General features: G+C 72.7%; 10 protein-coding genes and 1 pseudogene. 8 read left to right on the forward strand and 3 right to left on the reverse strand.

Annotation, left to right across the window (positions count from 1 at the left end; genetic code table 11):
* Positions 1-19: 19 nt before the first annotated feature.
* Complete coding sequence (locus IO36_RS09975; protein WP_037618228.1) at positions 20-1,357, reverse strand: 6-phospho-beta-glucosidase; 1,338 nt, start codon at positions 1,355-1,357, stop codon at positions 20-22.
* Positions 1,358-1,611: 254 nt separating this feature from the next.
* Here IO36_RS09975 and IO36_RS09980 point away from each other — a divergent pair, with 254 nt between their 5' ends.
* A complete protein-coding gene (locus tag IO36_RS09980; protein WP_037618230.1) occupies positions 1,612-2,391 on the forward strand; it encodes an IclR family transcriptional regulator in 780 nt (259 codons plus the stop codon).
* A 272-nt stretch (positions 2,392-2,663) separates the two neighbouring features.
* Here the strand turns inward: IO36_RS09980 and IO36_RS09985 are convergent, their stop codons facing one another.
* Positions 2,664-5,573 carry an FAD/NAD(P)-binding protein gene (locus IO36_RS09985; RefSeq protein ID WP_245173181.1) on the reverse strand — a complete coding sequence of 970 codons (2,910 nt, stop codon included), beginning with the start codon at positions 5,571-5,573 and terminating at the stop codon, positions 2,664-2,666.
* A gap of 341 nt (positions 5,574-5,914) precedes the next feature.
* Here IO36_RS09985 and IO36_RS09990 point away from each other — a divergent pair, with 341 nt between their 5' ends.
* Both IO36_RS09990 and IO36_RS09995 read left to right on the forward strand, forming a co-directional pair.
* Positions 5,915-7,210, forward strand: a complete 1,296-nt coding sequence (locus IO36_RS09990; protein ID WP_425535514.1) for a L,D-transpeptidase — start codon at positions 5,915-5,917, stop codon at positions 7,208-7,210.
* 240 nt (positions 7,211-7,450) lie between these two features.
* Positions 7,451-8,860, forward strand: a complete 1,410-nt coding sequence (locus IO36_RS09995; RefSeq protein ID WP_037618233.1) for a glycoside hydrolase family 16 protein — start codon at positions 7,451-7,453, stop codon at positions 8,858-8,860.
* A gap of 71 nt (positions 8,861-8,931) precedes the next feature.
* Here the strand turns inward: IO36_RS09995 and IO36_RS10000 are convergent, their stop codons facing one another.
* The gene (locus IO36_RS10000) at positions 8,932-9,840 is read right to left on the reverse strand and encodes a helix-turn-helix domain-containing protein (RefSeq protein WP_037618236.1); all 909 of its coding nucleotides are present in this window, start codon (positions 9,838-9,840) and stop codon (positions 8,932-8,934) included.
* Between the two features lie 146 nt (positions 9,841-9,986).
* Between IO36_RS10000 and tkt the strand changes: the two genes are divergently transcribed.
* The 5 genes and pseudogenes from tkt to IO36_RS10025 form a co-directional block, all read left to right on the forward strand.
* Positions 9,987-12,062: a transketolase gene (tkt, locus tag IO36_RS10005; protein ID WP_037618238.1), complete on the forward strand. Its 2,076-nt coding sequence runs from the start codon at positions 9,987-9,989 to the stop codon at positions 12,060-12,062.
* 19 nt (positions 12,063-12,081) lie between these two features.
* Positions 12,082-13,251: a transaldolase gene (gene tal / locus IO36_RS10010; protein WP_037618240.1), complete on the forward strand. Its 1,170-nt coding sequence runs from the start codon at positions 12,082-12,084 to the stop codon at positions 13,249-13,251.
* A complete protein-coding gene (gene zwf, locus IO36_RS10015; protein WP_245173182.1) occupies positions 13,248-15,014 on the forward strand; it encodes a glucose-6-phosphate dehydrogenase in 1,767 nt (588 codons plus the stop codon). Before tal ends, zwf begins: the two co-directional genes overlap by 4 nt.
* Positions 15,011-15,943: a glucose-6-phosphate dehydrogenase assembly protein OpcA gene (gene opcA, locus IO36_RS10020; protein ID WP_037618242.1), complete on the forward strand. Its 933-nt coding sequence runs from the start codon at positions 15,011-15,013 to the stop codon at positions 15,941-15,943. Before zwf ends, opcA begins: the two co-directional genes overlap by 4 nt.
* A pseudogene (locus IO36_RS10025) lies at positions 15,936-16,742 on the forward strand (glucose-6-phosphate isomerase); the annotation flags it as partial. The gene opcA and the pseudogene IO36_RS10025, both read left to right, overlap by 8 nt.

A 16,742-nucleotide genomic window follows, 5' to 3' on the forward strand; every position in this document is an offset into this window, starting at 1 on the left:
GGTCCCATCCGACCGGGCGTCAGGTCAGATAGCGAAGGCCCGGGTGCACGGCCGTGTAGCCGTCGACGAGGGCGCGCGCCACCGTGACCGAGTCGACCAGCGGGTGCAGGGCGAAGGCCTTCACCGCCGTCGCGCGGGAGCCGGACTCGGCGGCGCGAAGCACCTCGCGCTCCACCGCCTTGACCGAGCACACGAGACCGGTGGCGTGGCCCGGCAGCGGGTCGACGGCGACGGGGTGCGCGCCGTTGGCGTCCACCAGACACGGCACCTCGATGACCGCGTCGGCGTCGAGGGCGGCGAGCGTGCCCCGGTTGCGGACGTTGAGGATCAGGGTGGTGCGTTCGTCGCGGGCGATGGCGCGCATCAGGGCGAGCGCGACCTTCTCGTAGCCGCCGGCGAGGTCGTCCTCCTCGCGGTCCCCGGCACCGGCGGCGTCCCGGTTCTCCGCCATGTAGGTGGCCTCGCGCTCGGCCCGGGTGCGCTCCCAGGCCGCCAGCGCCGGCGCGTCCGGGCGCTTCATCTCCTCGTAGAAACCGGCCTGTTGGTCGAGGAGGAAGGCACCGCGCGTCTTCTCGGCCCGCTGGTAGGCGCGTACGGTCTCGCGGTTGAAGTAGTAGTAGTGCAGGTACTCGTTGGGGACGGCGCCCAGGGAGCGGAGCCAGTCGGGGCCGAAGAGCCGGCCCTCCTCGAAGGAGCCGAGCAGCGCGGGATCGGCGAGCAGCCGCGGGAGTTCGTCGCGTCCGGCGACCTTCAGGCCGCGCACCCAGCCCAGGTGGTTCAGCCCGACGTAGTCGATCCACGCCTCGCGCGGGTCCGCGCCGAGGACCCTGGCGATGCGGCGGCCGAGACCGACCGGGGAGTCGCAGATGCCGATGACCCGGTCGCCGAGGTGGCGGGACATGGCCTCGGTGACCAGTCCGGCGGGGTTGGTGAAGTTGATGACCCAGGCGTCCGGGGCGAGCCGGGCGACCCGCCGGGCGATGTCCACGGCGACGGGCACGGTGCGCAGACCGTACGCGATGCCGCCGGCGCCGACCGTCTCCTGGCCGAGGACGTCCTCGGCCAGGGCGACCCGCTCGTCCGCCGCGCGGCCCTCCAGGCCCCCGACGCGGATCGCGGAGAAGACGAAGTCGGCGCCGCGCAGGGCCTCGTCGAGGTCGGTGGTGACGGTCACCTCCGGTGCGCCGGGGTCCCCCGCGGCCTGTTCGGCGAGGACCCGGGCCACGGCCGAGAGCCGGTCCGCGTCCAGGTCGTGCAGCACGACCCGGGTCACCCGGCCCTCGGCCCGATCCCCGAGGAGCGCCCCGTACACGAGCGGGACACGGAAACCGCCGCCGCCCAGAATGGTCAGCCTCACGCACGTACCACCTTCGCCGTTGGTGCGGGGGCGCGGGCCGCGCGGCGCGGGAGCACGCCGGGACCGCCTGGTCGCCCCTGTCTTCCAGGATGCAGCGTGCCATCGTGCGCCGGGCCGGTCCGGCACCACCACGAAGGAGCCCCGCCGGGAACCCTCCGGGGGGCGCGGGTGATTGTGGTCCTCGGGCCCGTGCGGCAGGGTGGCTCCCCACGCCCGAACCGCCCCGCCCGGGGCCCGGCCGCGGGGAACCGGTCATGACAGGTCGAGAGAGCGCCGCCGGGTCCGCCTCCGGCCGTCTCCTCGCCGTGCTCGCCGCCTTCGACCACGAACACCCGGCGCTGTCCCTGACGGACATCGCGCGCCGGGCCGGGCTCAGCCTCAGCACCGCCCACCGGCTGGTGGCCGCGCTCACCGCGTGGGGCGCGCTGGAACGGGACCCCGGGGGCGTCTATCACGTGGGACTGCGGCTGTGGGAGCTTGCGGCGCTCGCCCCGCGCGGCCTCGCCCTGCGCCAGGCCGCCCTGCCGTTCCTGGAGGACCTGTACGAAGCGACGCACGAGAACGTGCAGTTGGCGGTCCGCGACGGCGCCGAGGTCGTCTACACCGAGTGGATCTCGGGACGTTCGGCGGTCGGCGTACGCATCCAGGTGGGCGCCCGCTGGCCCCTGCACGCCACGGGGGTGGGCCTCGCGCTGCTCGCGCACGCGGCGCCCGGCGTCCAGGACGCCTGCTGCGACGGCCCGTTGGCCGCGTTCACGCCGTACACGATCACCGACCCGGCCCTGCTGCGCCGGACACTCGCCGAAGTACGGCGCACGGGCGTGGCGGTGAGCAGCCGTCAGGTGACCGAGGACGCCCTGTCGGTCGCCGCCCCGGTGCGGGCCGCGGACGGCTCGGTGGTCGCGGCGGTGTCGCTCGTGGTGCCGTGGGCCGGGGCCCGGGTACCGGCGCTGATCCCGGCGGTGCGGGTGGCGGCCCGGGGAATCTCCAGAGCCCTGGGCTGGCGCCCACCGCCTACGGACCGGGCGGGGTAGGCGCGTGGAACGCTGCGGTGGGCGCGGCGCCGCGCATCTCCGGTGCCTGTGCCCGCGTCCGACGCCCGGCTGGGCACCCGCTTCGAATCGTCCCGTGCGTGCGGGCGGCACCGGGGACCCCAGCACCCAGGCACGCCGCCCACCACCTCGCCGGGGCACCTGCGTCGAACCCCGCGGTGCGTCTGCCGCTGGGAACCCCCCAGCGCCCTCGGCCGACGCCGTCGCCCGCGGTGGACCCGGGTCCCGGGCCTGGGCCGCCCCGGTCGGGTCGCTCAGCCGGGCAGGGCCGCCAGCAGGCGGCGGTCCCGGGGGGCGTGGCCGCGGTCGAGGCGGGTGTCCAGGAGGCGGCGGGCCGCCTCGCAACGGCCCGCCGCGACCAGGGCGTACAGCAGGGTCTCCTCGACGACCTCGCGCTGGGCCGCGCTGCCGCCGACCCGGCCGAGGACCGGCAGCAGCGCGTCCAGACCGCGCGCTGCGTCCTGGAAACGCTCCTCGAGGAGGGCGGCCAGCGCCTCGCACAGGGGCACGACGACCTCGCGCTGCACCGGGTCCGCACCCGCCGCGTGGTCGCGCAGCCTGCGCAGGGCCGCGAGATCGCCGGCGGCGGTCAGCGCGACGGCGGCGTGCAGCGCGGTGAAGGCGGTCGCGGGCCGCTCCACGATCTCCCGGGCGACGCTGTCGAGCACGTCCGCCGCGGGCACCGGCCCCCGCCAGCTGTCGCTGAGCCGGGCCCGCCACAGCAGCGACCCCGAGTCGACCAGCGCGCGCACGCCGCTCACCCGTCCGGGCGCGAGCTGTGCGAACCAGCGCCGGCGGACGGCGGCCGGATCGTCCAGGGCCAGTTCGTGCAGGGCGACGTGCCAGGAGAAGTGGGCGCGGTGGACGGCGCCCCGTCCGTGTCCCGACACCCAGGCGTCCAGCCAGTCGCGGCCCCTGGCGTGGTCCCCGGACTCGTAGTGGACGTGGGCGAGGGCGTGCGCGGCGTGTCCGGAGGCGGGCTCGGCGGCCAGCGCGCGCCCGGCCAGCTCGGCGGCCTCGTCGTGACGGCCCTGGTCCTGGCGCAGGAACGCGAGGAGCGAGTCCGGGAACCAGTGGCCGCCGTAGGCGGGCGCGGCTCGTTCGACCAGGTCGAGCGCGCAGGCCGGATCGAGGCCGCCGACGCCGGAGAAGGCGATGGTGGGCACGGCCGCGGCGAGCGCCAGCGCGTCGGCGGGGTACGCGGCCAGATGTCCGAGCAGCGCGCCGGCCCCGCCGTCCGAGCCCTCGCCGCGTACGCGCCGGGTCACCACCTCGACGAAGGAGCGCTCGCGTTCGTCGGCCCGTTCCCGGGCGCAGCGCCGGGCGTCGGCCAGGGCCCGCGGTACGTCGACGTCGGCGCCGCACTCGTGGCCGAGCAGGGCGAGGGCCGCGTGCCCGAGCGCGAAACCGGGGTCGAGGGCGACGGCGCGCGCGAAGGCGTCCTCGGCACCGGCCCTGACCTTGAGGACCCGTTCGAGCCCGGTGCGGTGGGCGGCGGCCGCCTCGGCGTGGGTGGACAGCGGGAGCCCGTGCGCGTCGAGGGGACGGCGGCGGGCCGGGCGCCGGGAGGGAGCCAGGGGCGCCAGCAGCCCCTCGGCCAACTCGGCGGCCTGGACGCGGATCTCGGGGACGGCGGTGGTCTCCCACAGTTCACCGCGGCGCGGGGCGCCGAGGGTGAACAGCGCGAGCCCGGTGCGGCCTTGGGCGTCGAGGAGCCGGCCGTCGCGGGTCGCGACGCCGAGGCCGAGGGGACCGGGCACGGCCGCGCCCGTCTCGAACAGCGAGCGCCACAGGGGGTCTTGGGGACGCGGGCCCGGTCCGGTGCAGTCGATGACCCAACTCGCCCCGATGCGGGACCCGTCGGAGAGTGTGAGCAGAAGCGAGTCGTCGGACCGCGGGACGGCGTCGGTGACGGTCCCGGTGTGCACGCGCAGACGCCGGGCCGTGCGGACGCGGTCCAGCGACTCGGCGGTGGCCGGAGCCGTCCGGTGGCGGTGGGTGTTCCACAGCGCGCCGGCCTCGCGCAGGAAGACGGCGCGCTCCTCGGGGGTGAGGCTGTGCCAGAGACGGGCGGTGTGCGGGCGGAGGCTGTCGAGCGCGGGACGCCAGTCCCCGTGGGCGCGCACGGCCCGCCCGATGTGGCGGTACACGGCCCTGCGCAGGGCGGACAGGGTCGGTGCGTCGAGCCCTTCGGGTGCGGCCATCGCGGGAGCGGCGACCAGGGCGTGCGGCTGCGGCAGCAGACCGGTGCGGGAGAGGGCGTGCACGGTGCGTCCGGGTCGGTCGAGGGTGAGCGCGAGGTCGACCGCGGTGAGGCCCGTACCCACCAGGAGGACGTCGTCACCCACCCCGTGACCGCCCGCATCACGGCCGACCTGTCCGTGACCGCCCGCACCAGGACCGCCTGCACCGTGGCCGCCCACACGGGGACCGCCCGCGCCACGACCGACCGGTCCGTTGCCGCCCGAACCACGACCGGCCGGTCCGTACCCGCCCGCACCGCGACCGGCCGGTGCGTCGAACGGTCCGCCAACCGGTCCGCCAACCGGTCCGTCGAGCCGTCCGTCGAGCGATCGCCCGAGCGGTCCGTCGAGAGCGCCCGGCGCCCAGGGCGAACCGATGAACCGGGAAGACGTACGGAGCCGGGGCGGTGCCCAGGCTCCCGTCGTGGCCGCCGGTCCGGTGGCGAGGACCACGCTGTCGGCCAGGAGACCGCTCCCGTCGGCGAGGCGGAGCTCCAGCCGACCGGCCGCCGCGGGACGGCAGGCCTCGGCCCTGGTCCGCAGCCGCTGGACGGCGACCGTGCCGTGAGCCCGGACGATCGCCCGGGCCAGGGTGTCGGCGAGATAGGCGCCGTAGCGGTAGCGGGTGGCGAAGTCGTCTCCCCGGACGGTGGGTTCGCCGTGCCGGCAGAGCCAGCGGGTGAAGTGGCCGGGGTCGTCGGGATAGCAACTCATGCCGGCGGCGGGCACGTTCAGGCGGTGCCGGGGGTCCGTGGTGGCGTACGCGGTGCCGCGCCCGGCCTCGGGGGCGGGGTCGATCAGGACGAGGGCGAGCGGGACGCGGCGGCGGACGGCCGTCTCGCAGAGCTGCACGGCGGTCAGCGCCCCGGCGGCGCCCGCGCCGACGATGGCCACGGTGTGCCGTTCACGAACTGGATTCACGGATGCCTCCGGCGGGGGTGGGCTCGGGTTCCGGCGAGCGGGAGGGCTCCTTCGTTCCCGCGACTCCTTCGTTGCCGCGACCGGGGGCCGGATGGGACTCCCGGAAGCGGGTTCTCGTCGAGTTCTCGTGGATCTCACGGACGAACTCAGGGCTCGGACAGACGATTCATACTCTCTCCACAATTCCGGGCGCCCGGGCAACCGTGGATTCCGGCCGTCCGCGCGGAGGTCTTCACCGGAATCTCAGGCTGGTGCGGCCGTATTCAAAGAATCAACCCAGGGAAGTCCCGCAGGATGCACCCCGAGCGATGGTGAACGAAAGAACCGAGGAAAGGCGTTCCGTGGGCGTCCCTGAGATAGCGAACCGGCCCGGACCGACGGCGGCGGAGCCGGGCGGGGAACGGCGCCGGGCCGGGCGTCGGGCCTGGTCACGGCGGGGGGTCCTCACCGCCTTCGGGGCCGCCGTGCCGGCCCTCGCGCTGAGCGGATGCGGTGACTCCGCGGACGCCGCCGACGGGAAGGGCGCCGCGGCGACGGGGTCCGCCGCGCCCGGGGCGAAGACGAAGGCGCAGGTGAGGACGCCGAAGGTGACGGTCTCCCCCGCCGACGGCACCAAGCGGGCCGACTTCACCGCCCCGGTCGTGGTCTCCGTGACCGACGGCACGCTGTCGGCGGTCGAGGTGTCCGGCAACGACGGCTCGACGCTGGCCGGATCCTTCGACGAGGACCGTACGCGCTGGACCTCGTCCGGGAATCCCCACTCGGGCACCAAATACACGGTCACCGCGAAAGCGGCGGGCGCCGCGGAGCACACCGCGGTGTTCGTCACGAAGTCGCCGGGTGCGACGTTCGCCGGCTATTTCACGCCCGAGGCGAATTCGACCTCCGGTGTCGGCATGCCGGTCTCGATCAACTTCACCCACCCCGTGACCGACCGGGCCGCGGTGGAAAAGGCCATCACGGTGACGGCGGAGCCGGCGGTCGACGTCGTCGGCCACTGGTTCGGGAACTCCCGGCTCGACTTCCGTCCCGCCGAGTACTGGGCGGCCGGCACGAAGATCACGCTGAGCCTGCGGCTCAAGGACGTCGAGGGCGGGAACGGCGTCTACGGCGTCCAGTCCAAGGACGTCACGTTCCACATCGGCCGCCGCCAGGTGAGCACCGTCGATCTCGCGAAGAAGACCATGACGGTCGAGCGGGACGGGACCACCCTCGCCACCTACCCGGTCAGCGGCGGCGCCCCGGCCCACACCACCTGGTCCGGGATCATGGTGATCAGCGAGCGGTTCAAGGAGACCCGGATGGAGTCCTCGACGGTCGGGCTCGGCGACGAGTACGACATCGCGGACGTGCCGCACGCGCAGCGTCTGACCACCTCGGGCACCTTCATCCACGGCAACTACTGGGCCTCGCCCTCGGTGTTCGGAAGCAGCAACACCAGCCACGGCTGTGTCGGCCTGCGCGACGCGAAGGGCGCGGACGACGGCTCCGTGCCCGGCTACCGGTTCTACGAGAGCTCGACGCTCGGAGACGTCGTGGTCGTCGAGAACTCGGGCGAGCGGACCGTCGAAGCGTCGAACGGACTCAACGGCTGGAACCTGTCGTGGGCCGACTGGAAGGCCGGCAGCGCCCTTTGAGGGCCGTGCACGGCGAACGAACTTCAACTGCCCGCCGCAGCACGCTCATCGGGACTTCTCGCTTCCTTCACGGCGTGAACTCCCTTACAGCGAAAGGACTTTCTCGGCTTCACCTCTTGACGACCGGAGTGACAGAGAGCACATTGGCCGCGCACCACTGTTGAGAGCGCTCTCAAATGTCCGTGGGAGCGCTCTCACACCCCACCCGCGCACCCCCACTCCGTACGCGAAGAGGCATCCATGAGTGAAAGTTCCGGCACACCCAGACGCGGCTCCGTCCGGCGCGTCTGCGTCGCCGTGCTCGGCACGCTGAGTCTGGCGGCCGCCGCCGCGACCGCGGCGACCCTCCCCGCCAGCGCGTCCGCGCCCACGCCCCCCACCGGCTGGTCACAGGTCTTCGCCGACGACTTCAGCGGAGCCGCCGGAAGCGGCGTGAACACCACCAACTGGCAGTACACGACGGGCACCAGCTACCCGGGCGGGCCGGCCAACTTCGGTACCGGCGAGGTCGAGACGATGACCTCCTCCACCAGCAACGTGGCCCTGGACGGCAACGGCAACCTGCTGATCACCCCGCGCCGTGACGCCTCGGGCAACTGGACCTCGGGCCGCATCGAGACCAAGCGCACCGACTTCGAGCCCCCGGCCGGCGGCAAGCTGCGCATGGAGGCGCGGATCCAGATGCCGAACGTGACCGGCGCCGCCGCCAAGGGCTACTGGCCCGCCTTCTGGGCGCTGGGCGCTCCGTACCGCGGCAACTACCAGAACTGGCCGGGCGTCGGCGAGCTGGACATCATGGAGAACGTCCAGGGCCTCAACACCGAGTGGGCCACGATGCACTGCGGCACCAACCCGGGCGGCCCGTGCAACGAGACCAGCGGCATCGGCAACAACACGCCCTGTACCGGGACGACCTGCCAGGCGGGCTTCCACACCTACGCGATGGAGTGGGACCGCTCGACGAGCCCCGAGGAGATCCGCTTCTACCTCGACGGCGTCAACTTCCACACGGTGAAGGCGAACCAGGTCGACGCGACGACCTGGGCGAACGCCACCAACCACGGCTACTTCATGATCCTGAACGTGGCGATGGGCGGCGGCTTCCCCGGCGCCTTCGGCGGCGGCCCCGACAGCGGTACGGAGCCGGGCCACCCGATGGTCGTCGACTACGTCCAGGTGCTCTCGGCGGCGGGCAGCGGCGACGGTGGCGGCGGCACCACTCCCCCGCCCACCGGCAACCGTGACGCCTACAGCGCCATCCAGGCCGAGTCCTACGACAGCCAGAGCGGTGTCGTCACCGAGACCACCACGGACACCGGCGGCGGCCAGGACATCGGCACGATCGCGAACGGCGACTACGCCGTGTACAAGGGCGTCAACTTCGGCTCCTCGGCGGCCACCCAGTTCTACGGCCGGGTCGCGAGCGGCGCGGCCGGCGGGGTCAGCGGTCTGGTCGAGGTGCGCCTCGACAGCCGGACGAGCACACCGGTCGCCAGCTTCGCCCTCGCCAACACCGGCGGCTGGCAGTCCTGGAGGACCGTGCCCGCGAACATGAGCTCCGTGACCGGGACCCATGATGTGTATCTGACCTTCACCAGCGGCCAGCCGGCCGACTTCGTGAACGTCAACTGGTTCGACTTCGGTCACTGAGACATCGGCCGGCGCGCGGTCGTCGGCGGCAGGCTCCACCGGGCGGGGCGGACCCACGAGGTCCGCCCCGCTCAGCGCAGTTCGGCCCGGAAGGCCACCGGGGTGGAGCCCGTGTGCTGGTGGAAGAACTTCGAGAAGTTGGCCGAGTCCGGGAAGCCGACGGCGGCGCCGACCCGCCCGATCGGCAGGTCCGTGTGGGCGAGGAGCCGTTTCGCCTCCAGGACGACGCGCTTGGCGATGAACCCCTTGGGCGTCTCGCCGGTCGCGGCCCGCACCGCCCGCACCAGGGTGCGGCGCGAGTAGCCGAGGGTGTCGGCGTAGGCGCTGACGCTGTGGTTGACGGCGAAGTCCCGCTCGACCGCGTCCCGGAAACGGGTGAACGTGGTGTCCGTGTGCCCTCGGGCCGCGTCGGCGGAGCTGGCCGCGAGATGGGCCAGGCGCAGCAGGAACGCGGTGAGGGAGTGCCGCAGCACCGCCGTGTGCAGGCTGAGCGGCAGCGTGGTCGTGTCCACGTACTCGCGTTCCAGCTGGGTCAGCGCGTGTTCGAGGGCGGCCAGCCGGGCGGCGTCGGGCCGCAGCAGCGGGGGCAGGTCGTAGCGGTAGAGGCCGGTGGCCTCGACGGTCGCGCGGGGCAGGAATCCGGGCTGCATCGTCAGGACGGTTCCGCGGTAGGGGTCGTCGCTGGAGAAGCGGTGCACCTGGCCGGGCCGGATCCACAGGACGTCGCCCGCGTCCGCCTCGTACTCGGCGAAGTCGACCATGTGCCTGACGGGGCCTTCGTGGAAGAGCATCACGACGTGGAAGTCGATGCGGTGCACCCGTTCGAGCGGTGCGTCCGCGTGCCAGGTGCGCCCGGTCCCCATCGCGCCGACCTGCATGCCCACGCCGGACAGGCTCAGATCGGCCGGGAAGGGAAAGGTCCGGATCCCGTCCTCGTCGCCCTGCCGGCCGGGGCCGCCTTGGGTGGTTCTGTCGTTCATGTCCTTCTCGCGTCGCCTCGCCACGGCTCCATGTGTCCCACTTTCACCGAAGGCTGACACACGGGCACCTTCCCCAGCAAAAGTCTGACTTTTAGGTTTGAACGCAAAGACCCAGCCGAAGCACGTCTCGTAAGGACTTCTTGAAGATGAGTACGCAGAGCTCCGATGGATTCACCTGGACCGAGCTCGACCGCCGCGCCGTCGACACCGCCCGGCTTCTGGCCGCCGACGCCGTGCAGAAGGTCGGCAACGGTCACCCCGGAACCGCGATGAGCCTGGCCCCGGCGGCGTACACGCTCTTTCAGAAGGTGATGCGGCACGACCCCGCCGACCCGGAGTGGACCGGCCGGGACCGCTTCGTCCTCTCTCCCGGCCACACCTCGCTGACCCTGTACACCCAGCTCTTCCTGTCAGGTTATGAACTCGGCCTCGACGATCTGAAGGCGTTCCGCACCCAAGGGTCCAAGACTCCGGGCCACCCCGAGTACGGGCACACCGCGGGCGTGGAGACCACGACCGGTCCGCTCGGCCAGGGAGCCGCCAACGCGGTGGGCATGGCGATGGCCGCCCGCTACGAGCGCGGTCTGTTCGACCCGGAGGCCCCCGAGGGCACCTCCCCCTTCGACCACACCATCTGGGCGATCGTCTCCGACGGCGACCTGGAGGAGGGCATCTCGGCGGAGGCCTCCTCGCTCGCCGGCCACCAGAAGCTCGGTAACCTCGTCTTCGTCTACGACGACAACCACATCTCCATCGAGGGCGACACCGCGACCGCCTTCTCCGAGGACGTGCTGGGGCGCTACGAGTCGTACGGCTGGCACGTGCAGCGCATCGAGCCCTCGGCCGACGGCGACATCGACGTGCACGCCCTGTACACGGCGCTCAAGTCGGCGCAGGCCGAGACGGCCCGCCCCTCCATCATCGCGATGCGCACGGTCATCGCCTGGCCCGCGCCGAACGCGCGGAACACCGAGGCCTCGCACGGCTCGGCGCTCGGCGACGAGGAGATCGCCGCCACCAAGCGGATCCTGGGCTTCGACCCGGAGCGCACCTTCCAGGTCGACGACGAGGTGCTGGCCCACGCCCGCCGGGCCCTGGACCGGGGCGCCGAGGCGCACGCGGACTGGGACAAGCGCATCGGCGTCTGGCGCACCGAGCGGCCCGAGAACGCGCGGCTGTTCGACCGGATCGTCGCCGGCCGGCTCCCCGAGGGCTGGGAGAGCGCGCTGCCGGTGTTCGAGGAGGGCAAGGCGGTCGCCACCCGTGCCGCCTCCGGCAGCGTCCTGAAGTCGCTCGGTCCCGTGCTGCCCGAGCTGTGGGGCGGCTCCGCCGACCTCGCCGGCTCGAACAACACCACGATCGACGCGGCCAGCTCCTTCCTGCCGGCGGACAATCCGCTGCCCGAGGCCGACCCGTACGGCCGCACGATCCACTTCGGCATCCGCGAGCACTCCATGGCCGCGGAGATGAACGGCATCGCGCTGCACGGCAACACCCGCGTCTACGGCGGCACCTTCCTGGTGTTCTCCGACTACATGCGCAACGCCGTCCGCCTCTCCGCGCTGATGCAGCTCCCGGTGACGTACGTGTGGACGCACGACTCGATCGGCCTCGGCGAGGACGGCCCGACCCACCAGCCGGTCGAGCACCTCGCCTCGCTGCGCGCCATCCCCGGTCTGAACGTCGTCCGTCCGGCCGACGCCAACGAGACGGCCGTCGCCTGGGCCGAGATCCTCAGGCGCCACACCACGAACCCGGCCCCGCACGGACTGGCCCTCACCCGTCAGGGCGTACCGACGTACGAGGCCAACCCCGACGCGGCGCGCGGCGGTTACGTCCTGCGCGACGCCTCCACCGGAACTCCGGACGTCGTCCTGATCGCGACCGGCTCCGAGGTGCAGCTCGCCGTCGCGGCGCGCGAACTGCTGGAGGCCGAGGGGGTCGGCACCCGCGTGGTGTCGATGCCGTCCGTCGAGTGGTTCGAGGAGCAGTCCCCCGAGTACCGGGCCGCCGTCCTGCCGCCGTCCGTGAAGGCCCGCGTGGCGGTCGAGGCCGGTATCGCCCTGACCTGGTACCGGTACGTCGGTGACGCGGGACGGATCGTCTCGCTGGAGCACTTCGGCGCCTCGGCCGACGCCGGGACGCTGTTCGCCGAGTTCGGCTTCACCGCCGAGAACGTCGCCGCCGCCGCGCGGGAATCCATCGCCGCCCTGCGCGGTTGATCCGTTCGCACGAAGGAAGATGATCACTGTGACCGAAGCAACCGCGACCGCGGTACCCCTTGAGCGCCTCTCCGGCGAAGGCGTCTCCATCTGGCTCGACGACCTCTCCCGCAAGCGGATCGAGTCCGGCAACCTGGCCGAACTCGTCGCCACGCGGAACGTGGTGGGCGTGACCACCAACCCGTCCATCTTCCAGGCCGCCATCGGTTCCGGCGAGGGATACGAGCAGCAGCTGGCCGACCTCGCCGTGCGCGGGGTGACGGTCGACGAGGCCGTCCGCATGATGACGACCGCGGACGTGCGCGCCGCCGCCGACGTCCTGCGGCCCGTCTTCGACGCGACCGGCGGCCAGGACGGCCGGGTCTCCATCGAGGTGGACCCCCGCCTCGCGCACGACACGGCCGCGACCGTCGCCGAGGCCCGCCAGCTCGCCTGGCTGGTCGACCGCCCGAACGTCATGATCAAGATCCCGGCGACGAAGGCCGGTCTCCCGGCGATCACCGAGGTCATCGGCCTCGGCATCAGCGTCAACGTCACGCTGATCTTCTCGCTGGAGCGCTACCGCGAGGTCGTGGACGCCTACCTCGCCGGCCTGGAGCGGGCCCGGGAGGCGGGCGTCGACCTGGCCGGCATCCACTCCGTCGCCTCCTTCTTCGTCTCCCGCGTCGACAGCGAGATCGACAAGCGGCTCACGAAGGACGGCTCGGACGAGGCCCTCGCGCTCAAGGGCAGGGCGGCGCTCGCCAACGCCCGGCTCGCCTACGAGGCGTACGAGGGCGTGTTCGGCACCGCCGACGGCACGGCGGACGGCGACGCCCGCTGGACGTCGCTCGCCGCCGACGGCGCGCAGAAGCAGCGCCCGCTGTGGGCCTCCACCGGCGTCAAGGACCCCGCGTACAAGGACACCCTGTACGTCGACGAGCTGGTGGCGCCGGGCACGGTCAACACCATGCCCGAGGGCACGCTGAACGCCACCGCCGACCACGGCGACATCCAGGGCGACACGGTCACCGGCCGCTACGACCTGGCCCGCGCCGACCTGGCCGCGGTCGAGGCGCTCGGGATCTCCTACGACGAGGTCGTGGGACAGCTGGAGGACGAGGGCGTCGCGAAGTTCGAGGCGGCCTGGGAGGACCTGCTCGAAGCGGTGACGGCCTCCCTCCGCGGCAAGGGAGTTGACGGGGAATGAGCAAGGGTGAGGCGCGATCCGACGGTGAGCCCCTTTCCGGCGGTGCCGCGCAGGACGCGGCCGCCGCGCCGCAGGGATCCGGTGACCCGGCCGTGGAACCGGACGGTCTGACGTCCGGTGCCCCGGCCGGGGAACCCGGATCCCCCGCGGCCCCTGCGTCCGGCGGCCTCGCCGGGGAGGCGGCCGAGGCGCTCGGCGACGCGGCGTCGAAGGCTCTGGCCGAGGCGCTCGGCGTCGCGGCCGACTGGGACAACCCGTTGCGCGACCCGCGCGACCGCCGGCTCCCCCGGATCGCGGGCCCCTCCGGGCTCGTCATCTTCGGCGTCACCGGCGACCTGTCCCGCAAGAAGCTGATGCCGGCCGTGTACGACCTCGCCAACCGGGGTCTGCTGCCGCCGGGCTTCTCGCTGCTCGGGTTCGCCCGCCGCGAGTGGGAGGACCAGGACTTCGCGCAGGTGGTGCACGACTCGGTGCGCGAGCACGCGCGGACCGAGTTCCGCGAGGAGGTCTGGCAGCAGCTCGCCGAGGGCATGCGGTTCATCCCCGGCGACTTCGACGACGACACCGCGTTCAAGCAACTGCGCTCCGCCGTCGACGAGCTGGACGCCTCCAGGGGCACCAGCGGCAACTACGCGTTCTACCTCTCGGTACCGCCGAAGTTCTTCCCCAAGGTGGTGCGGCAGCTCAAGAAGCACGGGCTGGCGACCGCCCCCGAGGGGTCCTGGCGGCGCGCGGTCATCGAGAAGCCGTTCGGCCACGACCTGGCGAGCGCCCGCGAGCTGAACCGGATCGTCCACGACGTGTTCGACCCGGACCAGGTGTTCCGGATCGACCACTACCTCGGCAAGGAGACCGTCCAGAACATCCTGGCGCTCCGCTTCGCCAACCAGATGTACGAACCCGTCTGGAACCGGTCGTACGTCGACCACGTCCAGATCACGATGGCCGAGGACATCGGCATCGGCGGGCGGGCCGGCTACTACGACGGCATCGGCTCCGCCCGGGACGTCATCCAGAACCATCTGCTCCAGCTGATGGCGCTCACCGCCATGGAGGAACCGGCGGCCTTCGACGCCGAGTCCCTGCTCGCCGAGAAGCTCAAGGTCCTCAGGGCCGTCAAGCTGCCGGAGAACCTGGGCGAGCACACCGTGCGCGGCCAGTACGCCGAGAGCTGGCAGGGCGGCGAGCGGGTGCGCGGCTACCTCCAGGAGGACGGCATCGACCCGGGCTCGACGACCGACACCTACGCGGCCGTCAAGCTCCAGGTGGACAACCGCCGTTGGGCCGGTGTCCCGTTCTACCTGCGCACCGGCAAGCGTCTGGGCCGCCGTGTCACCGAGATCGCGGTCGTCTTCCAGCGCGCCCCGCACTCCCCGTTCGACTCCACGGCCACCGAGGAGCTCGGCGCCAACGCGATCGTCATCCGCGTCCAGCCCGACGAGGGCATGACCGTGCGCTTCGGATCCAAGGTGCCGGGTACCTCCATGGAGATCCGGGACGTCACCATGGACTTCGCGTACGGCGAGTCGTTCACCGAGTCCAGCCCGGAGGCGTACGAACGGCTGATCCTGGATGTCCTGCTCGGCGACGCCAATCTCTTCCCCCGCCACCAGGAGGTGGAAGAGTCCTGGAAGATCCTCGACCCGATCGAGGGGTACTGGGAGAGCCACGGCACGCCCGCGCAGTACCCCTCGGGCAGCTGGGGTCCCGAGGAAGCCGACGAGATGCTCGCACGAGACGGACGGAGCTGGCGCAGGCCATGAAGATCGACCTGACCGACACCACGGCAAGCAAGATCAACAAGGCGCTCGTACGGGGGCGCCGGGCCATCGGCACCCCCGCCGTGGGCATGGTCCTGACGATGGTCATCGTCACCGACGAGGAGAACGCGTACGACTCGATCAAGGCGGCCGAGGAGGCCTCCCGCGAGCACCCCTCGCGGACCCTGGTCGTCATCAAGCGCGTCGCCCGCACCCCGCGCGACCGCACCAACTCGCGCCTGGACGCCGAGGTGCGCGTCGGCTCCGACGCGGGCACCGGTGAGACGGTCGTCCTGCGGACGTACGGCGAGGTGTCCGACCACGCCGACTCGGTGGTCCTGCCGCTGCTGCTGCCCGACGCCCCCGTCGTCGTCTGGTGGCCGGTGGACGCGCCCGCGAACCCGGTCAAGGACCCGCTGGGCGCCCTCGCCCAGCGCCGGATCACCGACATGTACGCCGTCGAGGAACCGCTCGTCGCGCTGGACGCCCGCGCCGCCTCCTACGCCCCGGGCGACACCGACCTGGCCTGGACCCGGCTCACGCCCTGGCGCTCCATGCTGGCCGCCGCGCTCGACCAGGCCCGTACGAAGGTGATCTCGGCGACCGTCGAGAGCGAGGCCCAGAACCCGAGCGCCGAACTGCTCGCCCGCTGGCTGGAGGCCCGCCTCCGGGTCAGGACCGAACGGGTCGTCACCGCCGGTCCCGTGGTCACCGCCGTCCGGCTCGGCACCGAGAACGGCGAGATCGTCATCGACCGCCCCGAAGGCCCGCTGGCCACGCTGTCGCTGCCCGGTCAGCCCTCCCGCACCCTCGCCCTGAAGGTGCGCTCCACCTCCCAGCTGATCGCCGAGGAACTGCGCCGCCTCGACGCGGACGAGATGTACGCCGTCGCCCTGCGCGGCGAGGCCCCCAAGGAGACCCCCCGTGTCTGAGTACCCCAAGCCCGTGCGGCGTCCGGAGTGGGTGGCGCTGGAGGACCACCGCGCCACCGTGCTGCTCCACCCGCGGCTGCGCGACCTGTTCGCCACCGATCCCGCGCGCGCCGAACGCTACGTCGTCCAGGTCGGCGACCTGCGGATCGACTACTCCAAGCACCTGATCACCGACGAGACCCTGGCCCTGCTCCAGGAACTCGCCGTGGCGACGGATGTGTTCGGGCTGCGGGACGCGATGTTCCGGGGCGAGAGGATCAACACGACCGAGGACCGGGCGGTGCTGCACACCGCGCTGCGGGCGCCGCGGGACGCGGTCGTCGAGGTCGACGGGGAGAACGTCGTGCCGGCCGTGCACGCGGTCCTGGACAAGATGACGGACTTCGCGGGCCGGGTGCGTTCGGGTGAGTGGACCGGGCACACCGGCAAGCGCATCAGGAACATCGTCAACATCGGTATCGGCGGCTCGGACCTCGGCCCGGCGATGGCGTACGAGGTGCTGCGCTCCTTCACCGACCGCTCGCTGACCGTGCGGTTCGTCTCCAACGTGGACGGCGCCGACCTGCACGAGGCCGTCCGCGACCTGGACCCGGCCGAGACGCTGTTCATCGTCGCCTCCAAGACCTTCACCACCATCGAGACCATCACCAACGCCACCTCCGCGCGGTCCTGGCTGCTCGCCGGACTCGGTGAGGAGAAGGCGGTCGCGAAGCACTTCGTGGCGCTGTCGACGAACGCGGAGAAGGTCGCGGACTTCGGTATCGACACGGCGAACATGTTCGAGTTCTGGGACTGGGTC

The organism is Streptomyces aureus (genome assembly GCF_000725495.1).
In the GTDB taxonomy this organism is placed as follows: domain Bacteria; phylum Actinomycetota; class Actinomycetes; order Streptomycetales; family Streptomycetaceae; genus Streptomyces; species Streptomyces aureus_B.

Excerpts from the sequence above, each read along its gene's own strand:
- IO36_RS10000 (WP_037618236.1), bottom strand. The coding sequence starts at position 9,840 with ATGAACGACAGAACCACCCAAGGCGGCCCCGGCCGGCAGGGCGACGAG.
- IO36_RS09995 (WP_037618233.1), top strand. The coding sequence starts at position 7,451 with ATGAGTGAAAGTTCCGGCACACCCAGACGCGGCTCCGTCCGGCGCGTC.
- tkt (WP_037618238.1), top strand. The coding sequence starts at position 9,987 with ATGAGTACGCAGAGCTCCGATGGATTCACCTGGACCGAGCTCGACCGC.
- zwf (WP_245173182.1), top strand. The coding sequence starts at position 13,248 with ATGAGCAAGGGTGAGGCGCGATCCGACGGTGAGCCCCTTTCCGGCGGT.
- IO36_RS09980 (WP_037618230.1), top strand. The coding sequence starts at position 1,612 with ATGACAGGTCGAGAGAGCGCCGCCGGGTCCGCCTCCGGCCGTCTCCTC.
- tal (WP_037618240.1), top strand. The coding sequence starts at position 12,082 with ATGATCACTGTGACCGAAGCAACCGCGACCGCGGTACCCCTTGAGCGC.
- opcA (WP_037618242.1), top strand. The coding sequence starts at position 15,011 with ATGAAGATCGACCTGACCGACACCACGGCAAGCAAGATCAACAAGGCG.